The 22,511-nt window shown below is 67.8% G+C and carries 31 protein-coding genes and 1 riboswitch; of the genes, 21 read left to right on the plus strand and 10 right to left on the minus strand.

The window, feature by feature from the left end; translation table 11 throughout:
- The first annotated feature begins 346 nt into the window (after positions 1-346).
- Positions 347-425, plus strand: a riboswitch (Fluoride riboswitch).
- Between the two features lie 26 nt (positions 426-451).
- From IFJ75_RS04310 to IFJ75_RS04330, 5 genes are all read left to right on the plus strand, one after another.
- Positions 452-1,873, plus strand: coding sequence for a voltage-gated chloride channel family protein (locus IFJ75_RS04310; RefSeq protein ID WP_225896984.1), 1,422 nt, complete (start codon positions 452-454; stop codon positions 1,871-1,873).
- Positions 1,870-2,238 (plus strand): DUF190 domain-containing protein, encoded by a 369-nt coding sequence (locus IFJ75_RS04315; RefSeq protein ID WP_077354164.1) that lies wholly within the window; start codon positions 1,870-1,872, stop codon positions 2,236-2,238. The genes IFJ75_RS04310 and IFJ75_RS04315 overlap by 4 nt, the downstream gene beginning before the upstream one ends.
- A gap of 115 nt (positions 2,239-2,353) precedes the next feature.
- Positions 2,354-2,506, plus strand: coding sequence for a hypothetical protein (locus IFJ75_RS04320; protein ID WP_207931422.1), 153 nt, complete (start codon positions 2,354-2,356; stop codon positions 2,504-2,506).
- A gap of 283 nt (positions 2,507-2,789) precedes the next feature.
- Entirely contained in the window at positions 2,790-3,203 is a 414-nt protein-coding gene (locus IFJ75_RS04325) for a four-helix bundle copper-binding protein (RefSeq protein WP_225896985.1), read from the plus strand.
- A 327-nt stretch (positions 3,204-3,530) separates the two neighbouring features.
- A complete protein-coding gene (locus IFJ75_RS04330) occupies positions 3,531-4,103 on the plus strand; it encodes a manganese efflux pump MntP (protein ID WP_207931423.1) in 573 nt (190 codons plus the stop codon).
- A gap of 44 nt (positions 4,104-4,147) precedes the next feature.
- Here IFJ75_RS04330 and IFJ75_RS04335 read toward each other — a convergent pair whose 3' ends face one another.
- Positions 4,148-4,555 (minus strand): MerR family transcriptional regulator, encoded by a 408-nt coding sequence (locus IFJ75_RS04335; protein ID WP_207931424.1) that lies wholly within the window; start codon positions 4,553-4,555, stop codon positions 4,148-4,150.
- A gap of 62 nt (positions 4,556-4,617) precedes the next feature.
- Between IFJ75_RS04335 and IFJ75_RS04340 the strand changes: the two genes are divergently transcribed.
- The 5 genes from IFJ75_RS04340 to IFJ75_RS04360 are packed head-to-tail and all read left to right on the plus strand — an operon-like array spanning position 4,618 to position 7,908.
- Positions 4,618-5,004 (plus strand): MFS transporter permease, encoded by a 387-nt coding sequence (locus IFJ75_RS04340; protein WP_207931425.1) that lies wholly within the window; start codon positions 4,618-4,620, stop codon positions 5,002-5,004.
- Positions 5,001-5,219, plus strand: a complete 219-nt coding sequence (locus tag IFJ75_RS04345; protein WP_207931426.1) for a GDCCVxC domain-containing (seleno)protein — start codon at positions 5,001-5,003, stop codon at positions 5,217-5,219. The genes IFJ75_RS04340 and IFJ75_RS04345 overlap by 4 nt, the downstream gene beginning before the upstream one ends.
- 32 nt (positions 5,220-5,251) lie before the next feature.
- Positions 5,252-5,611, plus strand: coding sequence for a bleomycin resistance protein (locus IFJ75_RS04350; RefSeq protein ID WP_207931427.1), 360 nt, complete (start codon positions 5,252-5,254; stop codon positions 5,609-5,611).
- A gap of 46 nt (positions 5,612-5,657) precedes the next feature.
- Positions 5,658-6,572 carry a HEPN domain-containing protein gene (locus IFJ75_RS04355; protein ID WP_207931428.1) on the plus strand — a complete coding sequence of 305 codons (915 nt, stop codon included), beginning with the start codon at positions 5,658-5,660 and terminating at the stop codon, positions 6,570-6,572.
- Between the two features lie 7 nt (positions 6,573-6,579).
- On the plus strand, positions 6,580-7,908 hold the full coding sequence (locus tag IFJ75_RS04360) for an AlbA family DNA-binding domain-containing protein (RefSeq protein ID WP_207931429.1): 1,329 nt from the start codon (positions 6,580-6,582) through the stop codon (positions 7,906-7,908).
- A gap of 13 nt (positions 7,909-7,921) precedes the next feature.
- Here the strand turns inward: IFJ75_RS04360 and IFJ75_RS04365 are convergent, their stop codons facing one another.
- On the minus strand, positions 7,922-8,200 hold the full coding sequence (locus IFJ75_RS04365) for a hypothetical protein (protein WP_207931430.1): 279 nt from the start codon (positions 8,198-8,200) through the stop codon (positions 7,922-7,924).
- A 155-nt stretch (positions 8,201-8,355) separates the two neighbouring features.
- On the opposite strand from IFJ75_RS04365, the gene IFJ75_RS04370 reads away from it, so the two are divergent.
- The 11 genes from IFJ75_RS04370 (at position 8,356) to IFJ75_RS04420 (ending at position 15,350) form a co-directional block, all read left to right on the plus strand.
- Positions 8,356-8,628, plus strand: a complete 273-nt coding sequence (locus tag IFJ75_RS04370; protein ID WP_207931431.1) for a hypothetical protein — start codon at positions 8,356-8,358, stop codon at positions 8,626-8,628.
- Between the two features lies 1 nt (position 8,629).
- Positions 8,630-8,995, plus strand: coding sequence for a hypothetical protein (locus IFJ75_RS04375; protein ID WP_207931432.1), 366 nt, complete (start codon positions 8,630-8,632; stop codon positions 8,993-8,995).
- Between the two features lie 268 nt (positions 8,996-9,263).
- Positions 9,264-9,560 carry a DUF736 domain-containing protein gene (locus tag IFJ75_RS04380; protein ID WP_207931433.1) on the plus strand — a complete coding sequence of 99 codons (297 nt, stop codon included), beginning with the start codon at positions 9,264-9,266 and terminating at the stop codon, positions 9,558-9,560.
- Positions 9,561-9,628: 68 nt separating this feature from the next.
- Positions 9,629-10,531, plus strand: a complete 903-nt coding sequence (locus IFJ75_RS04385; protein ID WP_207931434.1) for an ArdC family protein — start codon at positions 9,629-9,631, stop codon at positions 10,529-10,531.
- 85 nt (positions 10,532-10,616) lie between these two features.
- Entirely contained in the window at positions 10,617-10,949 is a 333-nt protein-coding gene (locus IFJ75_RS04390; protein WP_207931435.1) for a hypothetical protein, read from the plus strand.
- A gap of 48 nt (positions 10,950-10,997) precedes the next feature.
- Positions 10,998-11,144: a hypothetical protein gene (locus IFJ75_RS04395; RefSeq protein ID WP_169802110.1), complete on the plus strand. Its 147-nt coding sequence runs from the start codon at positions 10,998-11,000 to the stop codon at positions 11,142-11,144.
- A gap of 223 nt (positions 11,145-11,367) precedes the next feature.
- A complete protein-coding gene (gene mobC, locus IFJ75_RS04400) occupies positions 11,368-11,889 on the plus strand; it encodes a plasmid mobilization relaxosome protein MobC (protein WP_207931436.1) in 522 nt (173 codons plus the stop codon).
- Between the two features lie 283 nt (positions 11,890-12,172).
- Positions 12,173-12,880 carry a relaxase/mobilization nuclease domain-containing protein gene (locus IFJ75_RS04405; RefSeq protein ID WP_225896986.1) on the plus strand — a complete coding sequence of 236 codons (708 nt, stop codon included), beginning with the start codon at positions 12,173-12,175 and terminating at the stop codon, positions 12,878-12,880.
- Positions 12,881-12,959: 79 nt separating this feature from the next.
- Positions 12,960-13,553: a DUF6088 family protein gene (locus IFJ75_RS04410; RefSeq protein WP_207931437.1), complete on the plus strand. Its 594-nt coding sequence runs from the start codon at positions 12,960-12,962 to the stop codon at positions 13,551-13,553.
- A gap of 205 nt (positions 13,554-13,758) precedes the next feature.
- On the plus strand, positions 13,759-14,004 hold the full coding sequence (locus IFJ75_RS04415) for a helix-turn-helix domain-containing protein (protein WP_207931438.1): 246 nt from the start codon (positions 13,759-13,761) through the stop codon (positions 14,002-14,004).
- The gene (locus IFJ75_RS04420) at positions 14,004-15,350 is read left to right on the plus strand and encodes a type II toxin-antitoxin system HipA family toxin (protein ID WP_207931439.1); all 1,347 of its coding nucleotides are present in this window, start codon (positions 14,004-14,006) and stop codon (positions 15,348-15,350) included. The genes IFJ75_RS04415 and IFJ75_RS04420 overlap by 1 nt, the downstream gene beginning before the upstream one ends.
- A gap of 21 nt (positions 15,351-15,371) precedes the next feature.
- Here the strand turns inward: IFJ75_RS04420 and IFJ75_RS04425 are convergent, their stop codons facing one another.
- Genes IFJ75_RS04425 through IFJ75_RS04460 form a run of 8 tightly spaced genes read right to left on the minus strand, consistent with a single transcriptional unit; the run spans position 15,372 to position 22,505 of the window.
- Entirely contained in the window at positions 15,372-15,977 is a 606-nt protein-coding gene (locus IFJ75_RS04425) for an LPD7 domain-containing protein (RefSeq protein WP_207931440.1), read from the minus strand.
- Positions 15,974-17,791 (minus strand): type IV secretory system conjugative DNA transfer family protein, encoded by a 1,818-nt coding sequence (locus IFJ75_RS04430; RefSeq protein ID WP_207931441.1) that lies wholly within the window; start codon positions 17,789-17,791, stop codon positions 15,974-15,976. Before IFJ75_RS04430 ends, IFJ75_RS04425 begins: the two co-directional genes overlap by 4 nt.
- On the minus strand, positions 17,757-18,764 hold the full coding sequence (gene virB11, locus IFJ75_RS04435) for a P-type DNA transfer ATPase VirB11 (protein WP_207931442.1): 1,008 nt from the start codon (positions 18,762-18,764) through the stop codon (positions 17,757-17,759). Before virB11 ends, IFJ75_RS04430 begins: the two co-directional genes overlap by 35 nt.
- A complete protein-coding gene (gene virB10, locus IFJ75_RS04440) occupies positions 18,764-19,888 on the minus strand; it encodes a type IV secretion system protein VirB10 (RefSeq protein WP_207931443.1) in 1,125 nt (374 codons plus the stop codon). Before virB10 ends, virB11 begins: the two co-directional genes overlap by 1 nt.
- Positions 19,885-20,712: a TrbG/VirB9 family P-type conjugative transfer protein gene (locus tag IFJ75_RS04445; RefSeq protein WP_207931444.1), complete on the minus strand. Its 828-nt coding sequence runs from the start codon at positions 20,710-20,712 to the stop codon at positions 19,885-19,887. The genes virB10 and IFJ75_RS04445 overlap by 4 nt, the downstream gene beginning before the upstream one ends.
- Positions 20,709-21,392: a virB8 family protein gene (locus IFJ75_RS04450; protein ID WP_168047980.1), complete on the minus strand. Its 684-nt coding sequence runs from the start codon at positions 21,390-21,392 to the stop codon at positions 20,709-20,711. The genes IFJ75_RS04445 and IFJ75_RS04450 overlap by 4 nt, the downstream gene beginning before the upstream one ends.
- Complete coding sequence (locus IFJ75_RS04455; RefSeq protein ID WP_207931445.1) at positions 21,389-21,583, minus strand: hypothetical protein; 195 nt, start codon at positions 21,581-21,583, stop codon at positions 21,389-21,391. The genes IFJ75_RS04450 and IFJ75_RS04455 overlap by 4 nt, the downstream gene beginning before the upstream one ends.
- A 1-nt stretch (position 21,584) precedes the next feature.
- Positions 21,585-22,505 carry a type IV secretion system protein gene (locus IFJ75_RS04460; RefSeq protein WP_207931446.1) on the minus strand — a complete coding sequence of 307 codons (921 nt, stop codon included), beginning with the start codon at positions 22,503-22,505 and terminating at the stop codon, positions 21,585-21,587.
- Positions 22,506-22,511: the final 6 nt, after the last annotated feature.

Raw genomic sequence — 22,511 nt, forward strand, 5'->3', positions numbered from 1 at the left:
AAGGCCACGCCGCTTGACCAGGTGAGGCGGGCGCATGCGCCAGGATTAACGGATCGAAGCGACCACGCGCCACCAAGCTGTCGGGTGAGCGCGGTGATGATCCGAAGGCCGAGACTGATCGGTTCGCCGCCCGCAAAGCGGCCCTAGGATGTTCGCTACATGCCATCGACCGGGCGCGTCTGCGGTTCCGTGAACAGCCGGCGTGGGCCGTAGCGAAGTCGTCGCCACTTGGCGCACCTCGGAGGCCGTGCCTGCGCTGGTACATTCCGCTAAGCCGACGTGCTAGGTGCCGCCATTGGCGTTAACAAGGGCAGGGCGTTGACACCGACAAGATCGACACCTTATTCGTAGTTCTGGCGATGGATTTCCGCCTGGCGTCATGCCGAACCGCTCCTCAGGAAGGAGCTGATGATTCCTACTTTCGTGCGGCTAGCCGCTCAAAGGAGGAATCGTGCCTGTAGAGTCCAATCAGTCGTATCCACCATTTGCCGCCTTTATTCGCAGGCGTGCCGATCACCTGATTTCGGCCTTGCGGTGGGCGCTGATCATTGCGCCCACGGCCGCCATGATCGGCTCGCTGTGCGCTCTGTTTCTGTGGAGTCTGGACCTCGCAACGCGGGCGCGGTTCGATCACCCCTGGTTGCTGTTTCTGCTTCCTTTGGCCGGCCTCGCGGTCGGCTTGCTTTATCACCGGCTCGGACGCGAAGCGGAGGGAGGCAACAATCTGATCGTGGAGCAGATTCACGAGCCGGGGGGCGGCATTCCCCTTCGCATGGCGCCGCTCATCCTGATCGCGACTGTCATCACCCATCTGTTTGGTGGTTCGGCGGGTCGGGAGGGCACAGCAGTGCAGCTGGGCGGCAGCTTGGCCAGCGCCTTCGCAAAGGTCTTCCGATTGGACCCGCCCGACATACGCGTCTTGTTGATGGCCGGAATCGCTGCGGGCTTCGGCGCGGTGTTCGGTACGCCCGTGGCCGGGCCGGTCTTCGCGTTGGAAGTGCTGACCGTTGGGCGCATTCAATACACGGCCCTGATTCCCTGCCTTGCGGCGGCGTTGGTCGGCGACTGGGTCTGCCACGCCTGGGGCATCGGGCATATCGCCTATCAGATCGCCTATCATGTCGCGCCGAGCGCGTTCGCGATCGAACCTTTGATGTTGGCCAAGGTCGCTGTGGCCGGCGTCGCCTTCGGCCTTGTCAGCCTGTTGTTCGCCGAGGCGCAGCATCGCATCAGTGCGTTATTCAAACGCCTTATCCCGTATGCGCCCTTTCGCCCGGCTGTGGGCGGGGTGATCCTGATTCTGATGGTGTTCGCTTTGGGCACCCGGGAGTATCTCGGGCTGGGCGTCTGGTCGCCCAATCCGGGCGACGCGACCATTCTCGGCTTCTTCGATCCCAGTCACCCTGACTATTGGAGCTGGCTGCTGAAGCTCGCCTTCACCGTCGTCACGCTGGGGGCGGGGTTTAAGGGGGGCGAGGTCACGCCGCTGTTCTTCATCGGCGCGGCGCTGGGCAACGCCCTGGCTTGGCTACTCGGCGCGCCGCCGGAACTGTTCGCCGCCCTCGGCTTCGTGGCCGTGTTCGCCGGCGCTTCGAATACGCCCCTCGCCAGCACCATCCTCGGCGTCGAGCTCTTCGGCGGCGAACATACGGCCTATATCGCAGTGGCTTGTTTCGTCGCCTACCTCTGCAGCGGCCATTCGGGCATCTACCTTTCCCAGCGTCTGGGCGTTCCCAAGAGCGACGCCGGTCTGCTCAAGCCGGACATGCCCTTGCGCCAGGCCCGCCTTCTGACCGTGGCCGCCACCTTCCGGCGAGGCGTGGCCGGCGCGTCCCCATCGTCCCCCGCACCTCCGGCGAGCGAGCAGCCATGACCCTTTCCCACACGGTGTCCGTTCAGGACATCGGCATGATCCGCATCTATCTGAAACCCCGTGAAAAAGCCGTCGAGAGTACGCTCAAACGGTTTTGGCACGCCAAGCCGCTTTATCGTCAGCTCGTCGAACAGGCCAAGGCGTCCGGTCTCGTGAATGCCATCGCCCATCAGACGCATTATGGTTACAGCAATCACGGTCGAGTTCAGGCGGAAGGCTATGAACTCGCCAACCCCGAGCTCACCATGTGCGTCGAACTGATCGGCGCCCGTGAGCAGTTGGAAGCCTTTTGCGCCACCCACGGCGCCGTGCTGGCCAACAAGGTCATCGTCTACAAACATCTTGAACACTGGCGAGTGTCCTGACTATGCGGTCGAGCCGACCGGCCAGCGCATGTCCGCTTAGGGTCGGGAACTGTCTTAGCTAATCGGCCGGATAGGACTCTCGTACCCACCCTCAATGTCGTGTTTGAGGCCGACAGTGAATGACCGCTTCTGGCGCCTCTTCGACCTTGCGCGGCTTGGCATTCGCGACGCTCCGGCTTTGATTGAACTGGCATTGGGGCCTGCGCTGCGCTGGTGGAACGCAACCTTGCCGCTCGTGGACCGCTCCTACGTCTATGACGAAGGCTGACCCGACCAAGTCGCGTTCACCGAGCGACAAGGAGCCCGAACGACCGCCCCGCGAAGTTGCGTCGTTAAAACCCGAAGACGCGGGCAAGGGCCCCATCAAGGTGACGCTTGCCGGAGAGCCAGGCTCCAATCCGGATAAACGCTCAACGGCGGCGGCGACACGCACAGGCTAACAGCGTGCTGCCTCGCGCCGCGGTGTTGATGACCAGATAGCCGCAGGCTCCACCGTTCGGAACATCCCGACGACCCTCGGGGTTGAGTTCCGATCACCCGCGGAGGCCCCAATGCAAATCCACCCAATAATCAGCACCCATCCCGATGTGCGCGGCAGCGTCAACGACAGCCTCGTCCGCGCCATCGAGGCGGCCTACGGCTGCGCCGCCGTGTGCCGCATCTGCGCGGACGCCTGCCTCGCCGAGGAGATGGTCAAGGAACTGACCCAGTGCATCCGGCTCGACCTCGACTGCGCCGATGTCTGTCTCGCCACGGCCGGCCTCGCCGCGCGCCGTGCGGGGAGCAACGAAGCCTTGATCAAGCGCATGCTCGACACCTGCGTCGAGGCGTGCGCCGACTGCGCCGTCGAGTGCGAGAAGCACGCCGAGATGCACGAGCATTGCCGCATCTGCGCCGAGGAATGCCGTCGCTGCGAAGGCGCTTGCCGCGAGGCGGCGTCCTCTATCACCCTCTCACGCCACTAAGGCGATCGCCGGCAAACGCTGGTCTCGCCAAACGGGGGGGCGATCTCGTCTTGTCCGGCAGACCCCTGCCGAGCGCATCGGCGGCCTTAGTCAGCGCGCGGCGCTGATGCGTCGTCTTGTCGGTGGCGTATATGCCCGACACGCCGTAGAAGGCCGCTTCCTGTTGGGGAGTAGCTTCCGGCGATTTGATCGCCGGGGTCGGATCAACACACTCGCGTCTCGGCGCGTGGTCCGACCAGCGGAACCGCCGCCTAGCGAGACCAGCGCGTCCCACCGCCGCACCGGCCGGGGAGGGAAGCGCTGTTCGTCGCCCGGTGGATGCTCGTTATGACTCCCGTCGCTATCGCCGTCCTGTCTCTTAGCATGTCCACGGACGCATTCGCCGCCGCCGTCGGTCGCGGCGCTTCGCATCGCCCGAACCTCACCGGCGCCTTGAAGGCAGGCTTGGTGTTCGGCGTCATCGAAGCCGTCACCCCCTTGATCGGCTGGACCCTCGGCATGGTGGCCGCCGGTCTCGTCGAGCGGATCGATCACTGGATTGCCTTCGGCCTCTTGGCCGCAGTCGGCGGTAAGATGATCTGGGAAGCGACCCGTCCGCTGGCGGTGGATGCGGGTCAGGCCCCTCGCCGGTCGGGCCCGTGGGGGCTGATCGCCACGGCCGTTGGCACGAGCATCGACGCCGCGGCCGTCGGCGTGGGCCTTGCCTTCATTGGGGCCAATATCTGGGTCATCGCGGCCTCGATCGGCGTCACGACCTTTCTGCTGACCACCGTGGGCATGCTGATCGGTCGGGCGGTGGGCCAGCGCTTCGGCAAAATCGCCGAACTGGTCGGAGGCCTTGCCCTTGTCGCGCTCGGTTTGACCATCCTGCTTGAGCACTTGGGCGTCATCGGCGCCTGATTGGGCAGTAGCCTACCGGCTCAACGGGGTGCTCCGGCGATCACCTATGCGATCGAGCCTAGTTCTTCGATCACCGGGCACCGGACCCGCCCGCCTTCGCTGCAGTCCGCTACCGCCTGCTTCAGCACCGTCCGCAGCCGCTCTAGGTCCGCGATTTTGGCGTCTACGCTGGCGATGTGGTCTTGGGCCATGTCGCGGACCTCACAGCACGCCTGGACGCCCGGCTCGCTCAGGGCGATCAGCCGCCGAATAGCGTCGATGCCGAACCCCAGTTCGCGGGATCGGCGGATGAAGCGCAGGCGTTGGGCGTGTTCCGGCTCATAGCTTCTGTGCCCGCCCTCCGTGCGGGCCGGCGCAGGCATCAGGCCGATCCGCTCGTAGTAGCGCACCGTTTCCAGGTTCACCCCTGCGCTGTCCGCGAGGCGTCCGATCGTCAAACTTCGTGCGGACATGGCTCTTGATCCCGTAGCGGCTACGGGTTGTAGCCTGTAGCAGAAATCGAACGGGAGGCCCTATGGCCATCGATCAAGACCGACCCCGCATTCCCGAGGTCGCCGTCAGCGCCTCGGCCGCCATCGGCGGGGTCGCCGCGGTGTTCGCCTGGGCCGCGTGCTGCGTTTTGCCGCTGGCTCTGTCGGTGGCGGGCGTCTCCTTCGCCGGCGCCGCGGTTATCGCGGGCGCGCGGAACTGGCTGACGCTGGTGGCCGCCGTCATACTGGTGGCCGGCTGGCTGCTGCATTGGCGTCGTCTGCGGATGTGTCGGAAGGACGCGGCCTGCCGCCGCCCTTCGCGGCTCGCCTTCTGGCTGCTGGTCATCGCCAGCCTGCTGATCGTCCTGTCCCTGGCCTGGCAGCCCTACATCGAACCATGGGCCATGCCGCGACTGGCGGCCATGCGATGACCCCGGCCATCGTTCTGGAGTCGACGCTGACCTGCCCGCATTGCGGTCATGTCGCGACCGAGACCATGCCCACCGACGCCTGCATCTGGTTTTACGATTGTCTCGGTTGCGGCGTGAAGCTGAAGCCCTTACCCGGCGACTGCTGCGTGTTCTGCTCCTATGCCGATGTGCCGTGTCCGCCGATCCAGGTGGATGGCAAGGGGTGTTGCGGCTAGGCTTCGGCGGCATCGCTGCACCGGAGTTCGCTGTGACCGACCACGCCACACCCAACCTGCCGTCGCGGGACTTCGAAGCCACGTCCCGGTTCTACGCGCGGATCGGTTTCGAGGAGGGCTGGCGAGATGAGGGCTGGATGATCCTGAAACGCGGCGGGCTGACGCTCGAGTTCTTCCCGCATCCGGAACTCGATCCGCTGACGAGCAACTTCAGCTGTTGCCTTCGGCTCGACGATCTCGACGCGTTTTACGCCGCGTGCATTGTCACCGGCCTGCCGGAGGCGTGCTGGGGCCAACCCCGACTGCACGCGCCCAAGATCGAGGAGTCGGGTTTGCGGATCGGCGCGCTCATCGACCCGGACGGAACCCTGATCCGCCTGATCCAGAACTGAGGCTTCGCGCCTTGCCCCGATGCACGCCTTGGGCGAGACTCGCCCGATGAAGACTTCGATCGATCATCTGCCGCCGCGCAAGCAGGTGGAACTGCGCCGGGTGGTAGAGGTGATCCGGGAGTCGTTCGCCGAGGCCGTCTCGACCCGTCGGGCCGAGCGGCTGAAGAACGGCAAGATCCTCAAGATCATCCTCTACGGCTCGTATGCGCGCGGCGACTGGGTCCACGATCCGGTCGGGCGCTACTTCTCGGATTTCGATCTGCTGATCGTCGTCGATCATGAAGACCTGACCGACGGCGAGTTCTGGCATGACGCCGAGAACAAGCTGATGCCGGGCGAAACGCTGATCCGCACCCCGGTCAGCCTGATCGTGCACAGTCTGGACGACGTGAACGAGCAACTGGATCGCGGGCGCTATTTCTGGGCGGACATCGTGCGGGAAGGGATCGTTCTCTTCGACACGCCGGGTGCGAAGCTGCGCAAACCGGCGGACCTGAAAGCCCAGGTCGCGCTGGCCGAAGCTGAGGAGTTCTTCGCTGATTGGATGGCCAGCTCCGCTGGCTTTCAGAAAGTCGCCGCCTACTGCATTTCGATCGACAACTCCAAGCTCGCAGCCTTCAACCTTCATCAAGCTTCCGAGCACCTCTACCATTCCGTCCTGCTCGTAGTGACGCTCTACAGCGGCAAGGCTCACAATCTCGCCTTCCTGCGCAAGAAGTGCGAGGCCATCGACGCCCGTTTGGCGGACGCTTGGCCGCGCGAGACCAAGTTCGAGCGCCGCTGTTTCGAGTTGCTGCGCGAGGCCTATGTGAAGGCGCGCTACTCCAAACACTACAAGATCAGCGCCGAGGAACTGACTTGGCTGACGGAGCGGGTGGAAGTGCTGCGCGCCGTTGCGACGACCGTCTGTCAGGAGCGATTGGCTCAGTTGCGCGAGGCGGCGCGGGACGACCATGGCTAGGGCGGCGATGGACGCCCTTCAGTCTCTGATCGACGATCCAAACGAAGCTCTGGGGGCGGAGTATAAGGCCGAGATCGATCTGGAAACGCCGATCGGCCGCGCGAATTTCGCCCGCCATATTGCCGCTCTGGCCAACCACGGCGGTGGCTATCTGATCATCGGCTTCGATGACGACTTGACGCCGCGGGAGCCTCGCCCCTCGCTGCCAACACGCGATGACGTTGCGCGGGTGGTCAAACGATATTTGGACCCGCCTTTACAGTGCGACGTGCGGATCTTGGATGATGCCGAAGGACGAACCTATGGCGTCATCGTCGTGCCGTCGCACGGCGCTGTGCCCGTCTGCGCCTGCGCCGATGGGCCGCAGGATGCGGCCGGGCGCGTCAAGGGGATTACGCGAGGTGTGCATTACATCCGCAAGCCGGGCCCAGAGAGTGCGCCGCTGCTGACTTCCCAGGAGTGGGCGCCGCTGATCCGCCGCTGTGCTTTGGCGGAGCGTTCAAGCCTACTCGGCGCCATTGAGGTGGCGCTTCGGGGCGGCGATCAGGCGCCCGGACTGGACGCCGTGCTGGCGTCGTGGGCGGAAGCGGCCAGCGTCGCCTATTCCCGCGGAGTCGAGGCGAACTGCCCCGACAGCAAGGTCGGAACCGCCCGTTTTCATTTCGCCTATGCGATCGAGACGCAAGGCGAACCTCTGAAGATGTCGGTTCTTGCCGACGTGCTTCGTCGGGTAGGGCATGAACTGGATCAGCAGGTGCACACTGGCTGGGGCATGTTCCATGTCTTCGACGGCCCGATCGGGCCGCGCTCCAAGACCGATCAGCGCTTGGACGATGGAGATCTCGAGTTCCTCGAGATGAACTTACTCGAACAGGACAGCACGGTCGGCATGACGGACCTATGGCGTGTCACGGCCTCGGGCTTGGCCAGCATCCAGCGCGGCTATATCGAGGATACTCATTGGTGGAAGGACATACCTCCTGGCCAAGTGTTCAGTCCCAACCAGATGGCCATGTCGGTGACAGAACTAGTCCGGCATGCGTCCCTGTTCGCGCGCGAGTTCGGTGAAGCGACCCAAGTCCATTTCCGCTGCGAGTGGCGGGGATTGAAGGGGCGACAGCTCCACGATTTTCATCATCCGTGGATGTTCAGCGGCCATCCGGCCGAGGACGATGAGCGTCGGTCGCGCACGAGCGCCACGATCGGCGCCTTGGAGACGAGTTGGGCCCAGGTCGCCGCTGAACTGGCCGGACCGGTGGCTCGGGCCTTTGGGATCGGCCATGTCGTGACGCCAGCCTGGTTCACCGGTCAAAGCGCGGCTTGGTTTCGGCGATGACCCTCTCGCGGTGTCAGTGCAGCACTTCACCGCCGACCGGATCGACCTGACGCAGCTGCCCGGCCGCGTCCTGGACGAAGACTTCGACCCGCTCGCCCTTGTCGATCAGCGTCGTGGCTTTCACAAGTGCGGACTCGATGGCGTCGACGCTGAAATCGAAACGCCCCGAGTTCTTGCCGTTGCGGAGAACCCGCCAGTCGCCCTCGCCGCGGATCACCGTGAACTGGATGGCCGCTGCGTGTGTCGCCAAGGGATCGTTCCTTGCCTTGCCGCCCAGGACGCGAGCGGTCACGCTCAAACTACAGGGCTTCCGAAGCCGAGTTCAACCGCCGCCGTCTATCTGATCTGTTTCCACAGGAGCAGAACATAACAAGAACATTCTCCTTGTCTGGATAGGCTCGCGCCCCTAGACGGACCCGCGGGTCGGTTGGCTGACGGGAGCGAGCCGTGAGAGAACGGGAAGCGCGGACGCCACGCGAAGACATTGTCCCCGCCGTCGGGCGGCGTCTGGTCGTTCGCTGCGACGCGCCGGCCTGTGGTCGCGCCGCGCTGCTGGACCCGCGCGCCCTGTTCGGTGCGACGAAGCACTGGCCTGTGGCAGGCCGGTCGTATCGGTTCCGGTGCCAGTGCGGGCATCGGGTCGCTCAGGTGTCCTACACGAACAACGCCGATCAGGCGGAGGGGCCGATCTCGCTGGCGGCGCTGGGGCTCTGGTTCTAGGATGCACAGACCTGTCGGGCCGCCGGCTCCGCCGCGTCTGGTCACGATCCAGGCCGCCCGGCGTCAGGCGGTGGTGTTGCGCATCGCCTGCGAACCGTGCGGTCGCATCCAGACTCTTGAGGGATCGACCCTGCCCGTGATGCCGCTCGCCGTTGCGCTGGGCGAACTCTGGCTCGCCGGACGGTTCCGGTGCGGATCCTGTCGGCGTCCTGCGTCCCGGCTTGAGGTCGTCGAACGCGGCCAGGTCCAGACGACGGTGGAACGGTGGGGCCTCGGCGAGCCCTTCGTGGCTGAGCGGCTGCGCCGGCATTGGCGGCATGACCCCTACGACCGGCGTGACTGGCCCGCGTGGTTCAGGCGGCGGTGACCAGCCGTCTCTCCTGCAGCAGGCCAGCCTTGCGCGGCCTCTCAATGGCCTGATCTGACCGAAGCCCGTCCAGCTTCCGCAACCGCTCGCTCGATTTTCTTCCCCGGCCTGACGGCCTTCCTCGCGAGGCAAGAAAGTCGCTCTCCCGGTCCTTCGCTGCGCTGCGGGGTCTCGCCGTGCTCGACCTGCGGGCCGTCCGGTCTCCGGTCCGTCGATCGCCATCGAGGCCGCGGCAGGCGTGGCCCGACATCAGCAAGGAGAAACTTCAATGGCCACCATCGGCACCTTCACCCAGCAAGCGGACGGCAGCTACAGCGGTTCGATCAAGACCCTGACCCTCAACGTCAAGGCGGCCCAGCTGCGGGCCAACGAGAAGACCGACGACAAGGCTCCCGACTTCCGCATCTTCTCCGGCCAGACCGAGTTCGGCGCCGCCTGGAAGAAGACGAGCCAGCAGAACCGCGACTACCTGTCGGTCAAGCTCGACGATCCCAGCTTCCCGGCGCCGATCTACGCCTCGCTGGTCGAGATCGAGGGCGGACACAGCCTGATCTGGTCCCGCTGACCAAGCCGCGGCGGCGCTGAGGCAGCGCCGCCGCCCCTTCTTCAAATCCCCATCCTGAGGAGGCCGCCATGTCGCGCCCCAACGAACCCTCACGTCCCGACCTCTACAGCCGCATCACCCACCAAATCGTCGCCCAGCTCGAAACGGGCGTTCGGCCCTGGACCCGGCCCTGGGTCGTATCCCAGAGCGTCAGCCGACCCCTCCGACACGACGGCACGCCTTACCGGGGCATCAACGTCGTCCTGCTGTGGGGCGAGGCCGCAGCCCGAGGCTTCCAGTCCTCCACCTGGATGACCTTCCGGCAGGCGCTGGCGTTGGACGCTCATGTCCGAAAGGGCGAAAAGGGCTCCACGGTCGTCTACGCCAATGCGTTGGTCCGCACCGACGAGGACGACACCCGGGAGGAGGCAACCCGGCGTATTCCGTTCCTGAAGGCCTACACCGTGTTCAACGTCGAACAGATCGAGGGTCTCCCGGCCTCGTACGCTCCGGCGCCCGCGCCGGTCGTGAACCTCGGTCAAAGGATCGCCCGAGCCGAAGCCTTCTTCGCCGCGACGGGCGCCGATGTTCGCCACGGCGGCGGCTGCGCCTTCTATGCGCCTGGACCGGACTTCGTGCAGATGCCGGTGTTCGAGAGCTTCCTTGACCCGGAAGCCTACTACGCCACCCTCGGCCATGAGTTGACGCACTGGACCCGGCATTCCAGCCGGCTCGATCGCGACCTCGGACGCCGTCGGCATGGAGACGACGCCTACGCCCGGGAGGAACTGGTGGCCGAACTCGGCGCCGCCTTCCTCTGCGCCGACCTGGGGCTGGCCCTGGAGCCGCGCGAAGATCACGCCGCCTATCTCGCCTCATGGCTCGAGGCGCTGCGTCAGGACAATCGGTTGATCTTCTCCGCCGCCGCCCACGCCCAGCGCGCGGTCGACTTTCTTCATGGGGCGGCCAAGTCTGCTGACCCGGAGACGTAAGGACGCAGGGGCGCGCGCCAGCCATGGCTGGCGCGCGCCTCACCTGGGCTGTAACCTTGGCGCCTTGCTGGACGAATTGAGCTTGATGATCGGACGTCGAACGACTGCGGCCTGGGCGCCGGCCATTCTGGCCGTGTTCGCCCTGCTGTTCGCGTCGAGTCCGGTCATGGCCTGGCAGACGCCGGCCGCGCCCATGGCGATGGCCATGGCGCCCGCCGACGACACCGGCTCGGACAGCCCCTGCGATCCCGTGAAGATGACCTGCGCCCGACTGTGCGCCGTGCTCTGCCACGGGCTCGTTCCAACGCCGGCCGCGATCGCCCACCTGACGCCCGCCGCCGGCCCTCGTCCCTGGTCGCCGGTCGATCCCCTCGCCGGGGTGGATCCGGAAGCGGAGGACCCGCCTCCTCGAGCCTGATCTCCACCGACGATCCTTTCTCAAAAAACCGATCCATGGAGATCAACAATGAAACGTGCTTTTTCGCTCGCGGCCCTCGTGCTGCTGACCTCGGCCTCGGCTGCCTTCGCGGCCGCGCCCGACTCGGTGGTCAAGGCCGCCGCTTCCTGCTGCGAGCTTCTCGCGGCCTGCTGTAACGGCGGACCCTGCTGCTGATCCGCTGAAGAAGGACGCCCGCGCGAAAGCGCGGGCGTCTGCCGGCGAAGACCTCATCCTTCTGATCCGTCCGGCTGGGGCGCCCATTGGGCGGTGGGCGAGCGGCCGTGGAGCGGACGCCGAGGGGAGGGCGGGCAGCACCGGAGGTCTACGGGGCGAGGGTGGTGACGGTCTAGGGCAGGATAGGCTTTGCGCCGGCAATGTCTGACAAACCCGCTCTCCGATGGACCGCATCACTCTTCGCCTCTCGCCCGATCTGATCCGCCGGTTCGACGCTGCCGCGGCCGGTCAGGGCGGACGCTCGCGGCTGTTGCGAAGGCTCATGGAAGCCGCCGCCCAAGCGCCCCTGCCGGCGCCGGAGCAAGCGCCGACCACGGCCAGGTCGGGCAAGCTGACCCTGCGTCTGGGCGAAGCGGACCTGCGTCTCCTGGAGGTCGAGGCGGCCGCGATGGGCTTGTCGCGGACCCAGTGGAGCGCGGCGCTCATCCGTCGCCGTCTCCACGATCGGCCGCAGTTCAGCCGGCCCGAAGCTCTGGCCCTGATCGAGGTGCGCCGCGAACTGAGGCGGATCGGCGTGAACGTCAACCAGATCGCCCGGGCCCTGAACACCGCCGTGATGGACGGCCCGGTGCTGGATCTGGAGCTGGGTCAACTCGGCGCCTTCCAAGTGGAAATCTCGGCCTGGGTCGATGCGCTCGGCGAGGCCTTCGAGGGCAATCTCGCCTACTGGGCGCCGGCCTCGTGACCGACTTCCGGTCATCGCGCGGGTTCGATGAGGTGCTGCGGCCGCCCGTCGATATCCGTCGCGCCCGGATCACGCCCGCGGTGCTGCGGCCGGCTCGCGGAGGCGGTGGCGATCCGTCCGCCCGGTTCGCGCGGGTGGCGCGGCGCGCACCGGAGGTGATGGTGAAGATCACCGGCCGGACCCGGGACGGCGCCCACCTGAAAGCGCACCTGGACTACATCAGCCGCAACGGCCCCTGGCGCTGGAGGGCCCCGATGCGGAGCGGCTGGAAGGCCGTGGACAGGTGCGGGATCTGGCGCGCGACTGGGCCGAGGAGTTTGCGTTTGAGCCGGGACGCAGACGGGACGCATCGATCAGCCTGTCGATCATCCTGAGCATGCCGGCCGGAACCGACGCCGTCCGCCTGCATGACGCGGCGCGGGCCTTCGCGGCCGAGACCTTCGGCGAACGCTTTCCCTATGTCTTCGCACTGCATGATGAAGGCCGGCACCCGCATGTCCATCTGACGGTGCGAAGGCTCGGGCAGGACGGCGAACGGCTCAATCCGCGCAAGGCGGACCTGCAGGCCTGGCGGGAAGGGTTCGCGCGCGCGCTTCGCGACCGGGCCATCGAAGCCGAGGCGACCCCGCGCCGGGCGCGGGGCGTGACCCGCAAGGCCGAACGCATCCCGGTGCGCAAGATGCGAGAACGGTTCGCCGCGGGGCAGGGGCCTTTGCCTGCGGTGCTCGCCGTCGCCTATCGGGCGGCGCTCACCACGGACGGAGGCGAAGCGCCGTGGCTGGAGGCGATCCGTACGCGCGAGTTGGCTATCCGGCGCGTCCTGGTGGCCGAGGCCCTGCGTCTATCGCGATCGGAGCGGGCCGGGGACCGCGCCCTTGCCGCTTTGGTGGAGCGGTTCGTGCGGGAGCGGCCGTCGCCGATGACGCGGGATCAGGCGCTGCGACAGAGAGCCGAGACACAGCGCGACCCTGGCCGGACCCGTGAGCGTTAGGTGGTCCTTCATTGTCCTCGCCGCCGTCGTGTTTGCGAAGTGTCAGAAGTTATCCTATATTTCTGACACTGAGGTTGTCATGCAAGTACTCGCCGATCAGATCATGGAGCGCGCCTCGACGCTGCCGGAAGGCGCGCCGATCGCCGCCAAGTCGTTGCTGCACCTGGGCACGCGCGCGGCGGTGGACCAGGCCCTGTCGCGGCTGGTTCGCCGGGGCCGGCTCATGCGCGCCGGTCGCGGCGTCTACATGCGCCCTCTGGAAAGCCGCTTCGGCTCCCGCACGCCGTCGGTCGAGAAGGTGGTCCGCGCCGTAAGCGAGCAGCGCGGCGAGGTCGTCGCCTCCAATGGCGCTGCGGCGGCCAACGCCCTGGGCCTGACCACCCAGGTGCCGATCCGCATGGTCTATCTGACCAACGGGAGGAGCCGCACCTTCAGTGTCGGCAAGCAGACGGTGGAGTTCCAGCACGCGCCCGCATGGCAACTGCTCCTGGCCGATCGTCCGGCCGGCGAGGCGGTTCGCGCCCTGGCCTGGCTGGGGCCGGACAAGGCCGGAATGGCGCTCGAAACCCTGAAGCGAAAGCTGGGGCCCTCGGCGTTCGGCGAACTCGTGTCCGTCGGGCCGCGTCTACCGACCTGGCTGGCGCGCTCGGTTAGCCAGGCGGCGCATGTCTGATGTCTTCTCCACAGAGGACCGGTAACGCCTGCCTTCGATGAGCGGGGCCAAGGGATACGCGAGGTTTGGGCTCCGGCGGCCGACCATACGGTTTTCCGCGTAGGATGGGTTTATCCGTATTTTCGTATTTTCTACCTGTATACGTATAAGCGTATATTGACAAATGATGCGGATTTTCGTATATCGCGGCTGAAGGAGTTTTCACATGGAGCCCATCGTCCGAAGCGAAAAGCAGCTTGCCGCGGCCATTCGACGTTTCCGAAGACTGGCGGATATGACCCAAGGCGACCTCGCGACCAAGGCGAGCAAACGTCAGGCGACCATATCCAATCTGGAAAGCGGCTCCGGCACGCTTGAAACCCTATTCGCCGCTCTCGGCGCGCTCGAGCTGGAAATCGTCGTGCGGCGCAGAAGCCGGGGCCGGGCGCCCGATATGGGAGACCTGTTCTGATGGCCCGGAGACGAGGCAATGCCCCTCTCCTGGTCTATCTCAACGGCAGGCTCGTCGGTCGCCTTCGCCGTGAGACCAGCGGAGCCATCGACTTTCAATACGATCCCTCCTGGCTGGCTTGGGAAAACGCGATCCCGGCGTCGCTTTCGCTGCCGCTTCGCGAGGATCGCTACATCGGGGCTCCCGTCGTCGCCGTTTTCGACAACCTCCTTCCCGACAATGAGAAGATCCGGGGTCGGGTCGCCGCGCGCGTCGGCGCCGACGGAATCGACGCCTACAGCCTCCTGGCCGCCATCGGTCGCGACTGCGTGGGCGCCCTGCAATTTCTTCCCGAAGGCAGCGATCCGCCCCGGCCCGGCGAGATTGAGGGTGAGCCCGTCAGCGACCGCGCCATTGCGAAAATCCTGGATGATCTGACCGCCAATCCCTTGGGTATCGACGACAGCGAACACTTCCGGATCTCACTCGCCGGCGTCCAGGACAAGACCGCCTTCCTGCGTCATGACGGCCAGTGGCTGAAGCCGGGCGGCGCCACGCCGACCACCCACATCTTCAAGCCGCAGATCGGCAAGGCGCCAGGCAGCGCCATCGATTTTTCCAACAGCGTCGAAAACGAATATCTCTGCCTGACCTTCCTGCGTGCGCTAGGCTTCGACACCGCGAACGTCGAGATTCAGACCTTCGGCCGCAAGCGGGTTCTCGTGGTTGAAAGATTTGACCGGACCTACGCCCGGGACGGACGGCTGTTGCGTCAGCCCCAGGAGGACTTCTGCCAGGCGCTCTCCGTGCCCTGGGTGACGAAGTACGAAAATGACGGCGGACCCGGGATCATCGACTGTCTCGACCTCTTAGGGGCGAGTGACGAGGTCACCCTGGACCGTCAAGCCTTCCTGAAAGCGGTCGTCGCCTTCTGGCTGCTCGGCGCGACCGACGGGCACGCCAAGAACTTCAGCGTCTTTCTGTACCCGGGCGGCGGTTTCCGCCTTACGCCCCTCTATGACGTCCTTTCGGTGCAGCCCGTGATCGACGCCCGAGAATTGACCCACAACCGCTACCGCATGGCGATGGCCGTCGGTGATCGCCGACACTACCGGGTTGAGAGCATCATGCCCCGGCACTTCTATCAGACCGGAGCAAGGGCGGGCCTGGATGAAGGGACCATTCGCGGACTGTTCGCCCAATTCGTCGCTGACGCCCCCGAGGCGATCCGGGTGACCAAGGCCGGCCTGCCGCGCGGGTTCCCCAAGGATCTGGCCAACTCGATCTTCGCCGGGTTCAACAGCCGTCTGCGGTTGCTGGAACTGGAACTGGGCCGGTTCGCGGACGCTGGCGAGGACGAGGAATAGAACATCCGTCAGGTGGCGCCGCTAGCGCTGCCGGTCGCGTCCCCGGGCTGGTTCGCGCTCCGTCGGGCGAGGGCGGCCCGCGCGCGCCCAAGCGGCCTCGAGCAGGCGCGTCTGGATCGCGGGATCGGGGACCAACCGGGCCACCACGATGGCTGCTTTCGCCAAACGCTCGGCGAACGCGTCGTGCGCCTTCGAGGGTTCGGCGTCTCGCCGGGGCGATGGACGATCGAGGCCGGCGGCCTGCCGATCGCGCTCGCGCGGTCGATGGCCCTGCACCTCCATCCCCAGAGCCTGGGCCTGAATCCAGACCTCGCGACGGAAGGCCGGATCGCCGGACACCCGAACCTGGTCCCAGCCGCGATGGCGGGCGATCTTGAGCATGTCGATGACGGCGTCCGGATAGGCCTGGTTTGAGACGAGCGAGCCGCCGCGGTCGCGGAACATCGGCTCGGCCGCGCGATGATCGCGAAAGAAGCGTTCCGGCCGGCCCCGGAGGTCGCGCTCGACCAGATAGCGATCGAGCACCGCCTCGGGCACGTCGCCCTTGGCGGTTGAGCGGCGCGACCCGGCCGGGCCCGGCGCGGGACCGAGGCGGTTAGACAGCGGGGCGGCGTCAGGCGTCTTCACGGTTCGCGCTCCAGCACGGCCGTATCGACGACCCGGTCCAGCCAGGCGCCGACGGCGTCTTCATCCGCCCCTACCTCAGGCGGCGGCAGGCCTTCGGCGGCGAAGGCGCGCGCGATGACGTCGAAATCCATGGGATCCTCCTCCAGAGCGGGGGGCGATGCCGGCGCGGCGACCGGCGCCAGATCGGGGGCGGGCCGCAGTCGGCGGTGGAAGGCGCGCTCCCGGAAATAGGCGATCTTCCGGCCCCGGACCGGGGGCAGGCCGGCCTTCAGCACGATCAAGGCGGTCTGCGGCAACTGCATCAGTTCCTGGGGCAGCATCAGAGCCCGACGCTGGTCGGAGACCGTCGTGCTGCGCCGACCCGCGCTGAGTCCCGTCGGTCGGCTGCGGCTGCGGCCGTCCGTCGTATAGGCGCCGAGCCGATCGCTGAGCTCCTGGGCGATCTTGAGCTCCTTGGGCGCAAAGACGATCTCGACCCCGCAGTTGGTCATCACCTCCTCGGCCACGTCCGGGCCGTAGATCGCCCTCAGCTGCGAAGGGCTCTGAAGCACCGCCAGCAGCCGCAGCCCGTAGCCGGCGACCCAGGCGAAGGCGTGGGCCAGGACCGGCGCCGGTCCGAGACGGGCGAACTCGTCGAGGACGATCAGGGCGGGACGGTCGGCGGGACCGGGCAGGGCGCGGCTGTTCAGATCGACCAACTGCTGGAAGAGCAGGGCGTAGAGGGGCTGGATCCGCAGCATGTTGTCCGGCGTGGCGCCCAGATAGAGGGAGAGCCGGCCGCCGCGGAGATCGCGCAGGTCGAAATCGGACGCGGCGGTGGCGGCGTCGACCCGTGGGTTGAGCCACAGCCCCATCCGGGTGGTGATCGACTGGCGCACCGAGGCGAAGGTGTTCTCGCTGGAACTGGTGAAGTCGGTGAGCGCGGCCACGACCGGTCCGGGCAGGGGGCGACCCTCCCGATCCCGGGCCGCGACGATCCGGGGCAGCCGCGCGCGGGCGTCGCCGGCGGTGAGCTGGCGGAAGATCTCGCCAAGGGTGAAGGGGCGTTCGGGCGTGGCCGCGACATAGCCGCCGACGCCGATGAAGCCGGTCCGCGCCGCCTCGGCCCAGAAGGGGTCGGCCCGTTCGTGGACCGGGAACAGCATCACCGCCATGCGCTGCAACTCGTCGAGCACCGCGATGGGGTCCGCGCGATCAACATGGCCCAGCGGGTTGAAGCGCGCCGTGCGGCCGTCCCGCGCCAGGGGGTCGAACAGATGCACCGTCTGGCCGGCCTCGGCGCGATAGCCCGCCGTGGCGAGGAAATTCTCGCGCTTGATGTCCAGCACGACCACGGAGTCCGGCCAGGCCAGCAGATTGGGGATGACGACGCCGACGCCCTTGCCGGTGCGGGTAGGGGCGTACAGCATGACGTGTTCGGGACCGTCGGCGATGAGGAAACCGCCGTCGGCACGCCCCAGGACGACGCCGCGGTGCGCCCGCAGCCCCGCGCGTCGCTGTTCCGACCCCGAGGCCCAGCGGGCGGCGCCGTGCAGGGGCCGGCGCCGCGTGAGCAGGACGGCCGCGACGAGAACCGCGCCGACCAGGGCCGAAACCGAGACCCCGACGGTCAGCCAGCGGCGCACCTCGGGATCCTGGCGATAATACCAGAGCCAGGCCGGAACCCGGGTCGGGTCGATGGCGTCGGAGAACTGGCCCAGACCGACCAGGGCGATGAGTACGGCGAGGACGGCCAGGATGCTCAAGGCGGCCAGGCCGCCGAGGGCGACCGCCGCCGCCCTAGCTCCCGGGCTGGCGCTTGCGAACCGGGTCATGCCAGACCTCCGTCACGCGGAAGCGCCCGTCGACCTTCTTCATCTGGATGACGACGTCGACGAGCAGATGCAGCAGGGCGCGGATGTCCTCGCGCGGCAGGTCGCGCCCGCCTTCGGACTCCCGCACCAGCAGGGTGAGTTGCTCGAAGGCCAGGGCGGCGGAATCCGCATGCACCGTGGTGATCGACCCGGGATGGCCCGAGTTGACGTTGCGCAGATAGAAGAAGGCCGTCCCGTCGCGGAGCTCCTGCAGCAGGATACGATCGGGCCGCATGCGCAAGGCGCTTTCCAGAAGCTGCTTCGGTCCGATCCTGGCCAGCCCCTGTCCGTCCTTGGAATAGACCAGATGGACGACGTTGCGGTGCGGCACCACGAACTCGCGGGTGTCCTCGATGGTCAGCAGGCGCTCATGGTCCGGGATGAGTTCGATCAGCCCCTTGGCCAGGGTCGTCTTGCCCGAGCCGGTCGAGCCCGAGATCAGGATGTTGCGCCGGGCGGTGACCGCCAGGGTCAGAAAGCCCGGCCAGTCGCCGGCCGACCGCAGACGGATCAGTTCGGCGTCGACGAGGTCCGTGGCGTCCGCCTGGGCGTCGGCGACCTCGTCGAACAGGCCGGCCGCCGCGAACTCCGCCAGGCCGAGACGGCGCCGCGACGGCTTTCTCAGGGTCAGGGAGAGGCCGCCGTCCGCCGCCACCGGGGGCAGGACGATCTGGCAGCGCACGTCGCCGGGCAGGGTGGTCGAACAGATCGGCTGTTCAGGGCCCACATCCTGACGGGTGTAGGCCGCGGCCGCCACCGCCAGGGTGCGCAGCCACGCCTCGGTCAGTTCGGGCGCCTCCGTCCAGCGCCAGGCGCCGTCCGCCTCGACCCCGACCTCGCCCGGCCGGTTTATGACGACCTCGGTCACCGCCGCCGGCTCGAGGAAGGGGCGGAGCGGCGCGAGGTAGTGATCCAGGACCGAGGTGTCGTCCATCAGCGCGGCCGAAGCTGGTAGACCCCGGCGAAATCCAGGTCCTGGGCCACGAAGATCGACACCTCGGCGCCCTGGCCCTTGCGCAGCGTCGGCGGGATTTCGACCGAACCCTGGAGGGCGACGCTCGCTGCATCGGATGGGACGCGGGCCATCGAGGATGCGCCGTCGTTCCGGCCGGCGGCGGCGTAGACGCCGTCGTCGACGATGGAGAGCAGCAGGGCGCCGCCGAACCGGTCCCAGAAATGGGTGTCGACCACGCCGTCGAACCCCGCCCGACCCAGGGCGTCGGCAGCCGGCGAGGCCAGGGCGACGGCGACTCCGGTCGGCGTCACCGCCCGGGTCCAGAGGACGAACAGTCGACGACGGCCCTGCTGTAGCCCTCCGCGATACTCGCCCAGAACCCGGGTGCCGCGTTCCATCAGGACCACGGCCCCGTTGTCGGACCAGACGTCTCGCGGCAGGACGCAAGTCACAAAGCCGGGCGTGGTGCTGTCGAGGGCCGTCTGCAGGACGCAGGGCACGCTGGTCCCCGCGGTGACCAGCAGGTTGCGGTCCGGCAGGCGGCCGGCGCGGGTCTGGCCCACGGGCGTGACCTGTCGCAACTGGTCGAGCGACGTCGGTTCGCCTGGAGGCGTCGGCGTCGTCAAGATCGACGGCGCGCCCGGCTGGCCGCCGCCCGCCCGGCTATAGGCGAGGACGGGCGCGCGTCGGGCGCTTTCGGCCAGGGCGCGGCGCTGTTCCGCCGGACTGGGGCCGGAACGGGGTGTCGCCGGATTCCGGGGCGCGGCCTCCAGAGGCGGGATGGGCTCTTCGCCGGTCAGGGTCGGCGCGTCGGGATCGACGGCGGCGTTGCTCAGCAGGGGCGGCGCCTCGCGGCGGGCGGGCTCGAACGGCGTCGTCTGCCGGGCGGGCTCGTCGCGACGGGCCGGTTCGGCGTCGCCGGCGTCGCCGCGATCCCAGCTGGCGATCAGGAAGACGCTGCATCCGACGGCCAGGGCGGCCAAAGTGATGACCTTGCCCTGCCGACCGCCGAGCCGTCCGGCGATCGGCGAGACGCCGCGATCGGCCGGCGCGGCGGGCGGGCGAGGGGCGTCGGCCGGCGGCGTGGGGTCGGGCGCGCTCATGACCGGCCTCCGAGCGGCGCGCGATCGACGACCGGCGAGGCCGTCCCGGTGCCCACGCCGACTCCGCGGCGGTCATAGGCGTCGTTGAACAGGCACAGGACCGACTGGCCCCGCCTCAGCCGCAGACCCCGCGTCACGCCGTGGATCACCACGAACTCGCCGCGGACGTCGTAGGGGATCAGGCGCTCAGATCCGTCCTCTCCGACCTCGAACACGGCCGGTAGCGCCTGGACGCCGGGGAAACGCAGCACGGTGAAGCGGCCATTGTCGCTGACCTCGCTCGGCTGCAAGGCGGCGTCGCCCTGGGCGGACCAGGCCAGATTGCGGGTCCCCTCGACGACCCCCCGCTCCAGCTCCAGTCCGATGAGGCGTTGCTCCACGGCCTCGGCCTGGACGGCCAGCGCCCGGGCCGCCTGGGCCTGTTCGTCGGCCGGGTAGCGGAACCTGACCTGATAGGCGATCGCCGTCCGGTCACCGGCCTCGCGGGCGAGCAGCTCGAAGGCGTAGTGCCGGACCGCGCCCTCGCGCTCGGTGACGACCAGAAGATTGGTCGCCTGATGGCGTTCCCGAGGCTTGAGGAAGAGCACCGAACCCTCGGCGGCCACCTCCCAGGCGACGCTGTCGCCGATCGCGGCATGGCGAATGGTCTCCTCCGGCGAGAAGACGATCTGGGTCGCCGTGCGGAACGCCCCGGCGATCCGGTAAACGGCCGCCGGATCATAGGTGAGCTCGCGAATACGCGGATCCAGCGGGGCCTGCGCCGCGGCCGGGGACGCGAGGGCAAGGGCGGCGATCAGGGGCAGGAGGAAAATGGGGCGTCTCATCGGATGACCTCCGGATCGGCGCGGTAGGATGTCACCTGGAAGCCGAGGGGATTCCTCAGACGGTCCGGCTCGGACATCGGCGCGCGAGTGTAGGTGAAGGCGATGGTGGCGATCCAGTCGCTCTCCACGGTCTGCTGGGCTTGGCGGACCGTGCGGTGGAAGCGGACGTTGGCGACGCCGTCGTTGATGAAGCCGATGGCGCGGATCGAGATGATGGCCTCGCCGTCGCGGCCGTAGAGGTTCTGCGGACTGGCGGGATTGGAGCCGCGGAACAGATCGGCCCACCGCCGCTGTTCGGCCGGCGCCGACAGGATGGAGACCAGCCGGAAGGCGTCCTCTGCGGCCGGATCGAGGTAGCCCTCGCGCTGGCGCACATACTGGCCGAGGAAATATTTGCTGACGGCCTCGTCGTAGCGGACCGGCCCATCCTCGGCCGAGAGGCCGCGCATGACGTCGACCGCCCCGGTCGCCTGGTCCACCCGGATGACGAAGGGCTCGGTGGACTTCAACGGCGTCAGCATCGCCACCGCGCCGGTCGCGATCACCGCCAGCCCCGTAGCCAAGGCGGCGGCCGACCAGGCCAGGCGTCGGGACCGGAGCGCCGAGGCCAGACGGTCCTGATCCCAGCGTCGCGCCTCGGTGAAGTAGCGCTTCAGGTCAGGGGAGGGGACGCCGCTCATGCGCAGCCTCCCGTGTCCGAGCTTACGGCCTCGGGGACCGATGGGGGTTCGGTCTGCGGCGCGAGCACCGATCCGTGGGGATTGGCGGGCCGCCGGGCCGAGCCGTCGCAGGTCGGCAACGCCGGATCGCCCCGGTGGGCGCAGGCGCCCAGCAGCATCAGGCCGGCGAACAGGAGGGAGCGATAGGTCATGTCAGGCGCCTCTCGGTCGGATGGTGCCGCCGCCCCTGGGCGGCTGGCGGCTGGCTTCTTGCGGACCTTGAGACCGGCCGGAGCCGCTCCCGCCCAGGGCCGCGGCGTTGGCGAAGTCGGCGAGGCCGGCGCTGGCGCCGCCCGCGATGCCGGCGGCGATGGCCGGGGTCTGCAGAAAGAAGATCGCCCCGAGCAGGCACAGGGCGATGAAGATCAGCCCGCCGATCATCGGGTCGGCTCCCTGGATCGCGCCCCACTGGTCGCGCACGAGCGACAGGACCAGCTGGAAGATGACGATGATCAGGGCGAACAGGACGAGATAGTTCACCGCCTGGCTGAGCCAGCCGAAGAAGAAGCGGCGGGTGGCGTCGAACAGGGCGCAGGCGATGAAGATGGGGCCGAGGGTGACGAGCAGCGCCAGAGCCAGTTTGGCCACCAGCACCACCCCGAACCCGAGGGCGGCGGCCAGGGCGCCGATGATGAAGACGGCGGCCGACACCACCCAGGGACCGGGATTGAAGGCCGAGCCCTCGCGCGAGATGTCCTCGCCCAGCCAGGCCGCATAGGCGAAGAACTGGTCGAAGGCCGCGCCGACGCTCGGCGTGTCCGCGCCGCTGACGGCCCGGGTCAGGGCGTTGGGCAGGCCGGTGAACAGCGGCTCGGTGACGAAGGTCGAATAGGCGGCCGTCGTCGCCAGCAGATACAGGAAGGCCAGCTTCAGCGACCGGACCGCGAAATCCATCACCGGTTCGCTGATCGCGCCCCTCAGGATGGCGACGCCGTAGAGCACGACATAGAGGACCAGGGCGATGCGCAGCGGCCCTTCGACCTCGGCGATCACCGAGGACAGACGGTCGCCGAGGAAGACGTTGAGCCGCTCGTCGATGAAGTCGTAGCTGGGCTCGAAGACGCGAAAGCTCATCGTCGG

The organism is Brevundimonas goettingensis (assembly GCF_017487405.1).
Taxonomy (GTDB): domain Bacteria; phylum Pseudomonadota; class Alphaproteobacteria; order Caulobacterales; family Caulobacteraceae; genus Brevundimonas; species Brevundimonas goettingensis.

Excerpts from the sequence above, each read along its gene's own strand:
- IFJ75_RS04340 (WP_207931425.1), top strand. The coding sequence starts at position 4,618 with ATGGCCATCGATCAAGACCGACCCCGCATTCCCGAGGTCGCCGTCAGC.
- IFJ75_RS04430 (WP_207931441.1), bottom strand. The coding sequence starts at position 17,791 with ATGACCCGGTTCGCAAGCGCCAGCCCGGGAGCTAGGGCGGCGGCGGTC.
- IFJ75_RS04460 (WP_207931446.1), bottom strand. The coding sequence starts at position 22,505 with ATGAGCTTTCGCGTCTTCGAGCCCAGCTACGACTTCATCGACGAGCGG.
- IFJ75_RS04360 (WP_207931429.1), top strand. The coding sequence starts at position 6,580 with ATGGACGCCCTTCAGTCTCTGATCGACGATCCAAACGAAGCTCTGGGG.
- IFJ75_RS04330 (WP_207931423.1), top strand. The coding sequence starts at position 3,531 with ATGACTCCCGTCGCTATCGCCGTCCTGTCTCTTAGCATGTCCACGGAC.
- IFJ75_RS04380 (WP_207931433.1), top strand. The coding sequence starts at position 9,264 with ATGGCCACCATCGGCACCTTCACCCAGCAAGCGGACGGCAGCTACAGC.
- IFJ75_RS04420 (WP_207931439.1), top strand. The coding sequence starts at position 14,004 with ATGGCCCGGAGACGAGGCAATGCCCCTCTCCTGGTCTATCTCAACGGC.
- IFJ75_RS04395 (WP_169802110.1), top strand. The coding sequence starts at position 10,998 with ATGAAACGTGCTTTTTCGCTCGCGGCCCTCGTGCTGCTGACCTCGGCC.
- mobC (WP_207931436.1), top strand. The coding sequence starts at position 11,368 with ATGGACCGCATCACTCTTCGCCTCTCGCCCGATCTGATCCGCCGGTTC.
- IFJ75_RS04450 (WP_168047980.1), bottom strand. The coding sequence starts at position 21,392 with ATGAGCGGCGTCCCCTCCCCTGACCTGAAGCGCTACTTCACCGAGGCG.
- IFJ75_RS04355 (WP_207931428.1), top strand. The coding sequence starts at position 5,658 with ATGAAGACTTCGATCGATCATCTGCCGCCGCGCAAGCAGGTGGAACTG.
- IFJ75_RS04375 (WP_207931432.1), top strand. The coding sequence starts at position 8,630 with ATGCACAGACCTGTCGGGCCGCCGGCTCCGCCGCGTCTGGTCACGATC.
- IFJ75_RS04335 (WP_207931424.1), bottom strand. The coding sequence starts at position 4,555 with ATGTCCGCACGAAGTTTGACGATCGGACGCCTCGCGGACAGCGCAGGG.
- IFJ75_RS04415 (WP_207931438.1), top strand. The coding sequence starts at position 13,759 with ATGGAGCCCATCGTCCGAAGCGAAAAGCAGCTTGCCGCGGCCATTCGA.
- IFJ75_RS04455 (WP_207931445.1), bottom strand. The coding sequence starts at position 21,583 with ATGACCTATCGCTCCCTCCTGTTCGCCGGCCTGATGCTGCTGGGCGCC.
- IFJ75_RS04315 (WP_077354164.1), top strand. The coding sequence starts at position 1,870 with ATGACCCTTTCCCACACGGTGTCCGTTCAGGACATCGGCATGATCCGC.
- IFJ75_RS04325 (WP_225896985.1), top strand. The coding sequence starts at position 2,790 with ATGCAAATCCACCCAATAATCAGCACCCATCCCGATGTGCGCGGCAGC.
- IFJ75_RS04410 (WP_207931437.1), top strand. The coding sequence starts at position 12,960 with ATGCAAGTACTCGCCGATCAGATCATGGAGCGCGCCTCGACGCTGCCG.
- IFJ75_RS04385 (WP_207931434.1), top strand. The coding sequence starts at position 9,629 with ATGTCGCGCCCCAACGAACCCTCACGTCCCGACCTCTACAGCCGCATC.
- IFJ75_RS04390 (WP_207931435.1), top strand. The coding sequence starts at position 10,617 with ATGATCGGACGTCGAACGACTGCGGCCTGGGCGCCGGCCATTCTGGCC.
- virB11 (WP_207931442.1), bottom strand. The coding sequence starts at position 18,764 with ATGGACGACACCTCGGTCCTGGATCACTACCTCGCGCCGCTCCGCCCC.
- virB10 (WP_207931443.1), bottom strand. The coding sequence starts at position 19,888 with ATGAGCGCGCCCGACCCCACGCCGCCGGCCGACGCCCCTCGCCCGCCC.
- IFJ75_RS04445 (WP_207931444.1), bottom strand. The coding sequence starts at position 20,712 with ATGAGACGCCCCATTTTCCTCCTGCCCCTGATCGCCGCCCTTGCCCTC.
- IFJ75_RS04345 (WP_207931426.1), top strand. The coding sequence starts at position 5,001 with ATGACCCCGGCCATCGTTCTGGAGTCGACGCTGACCTGCCCGCATTGC.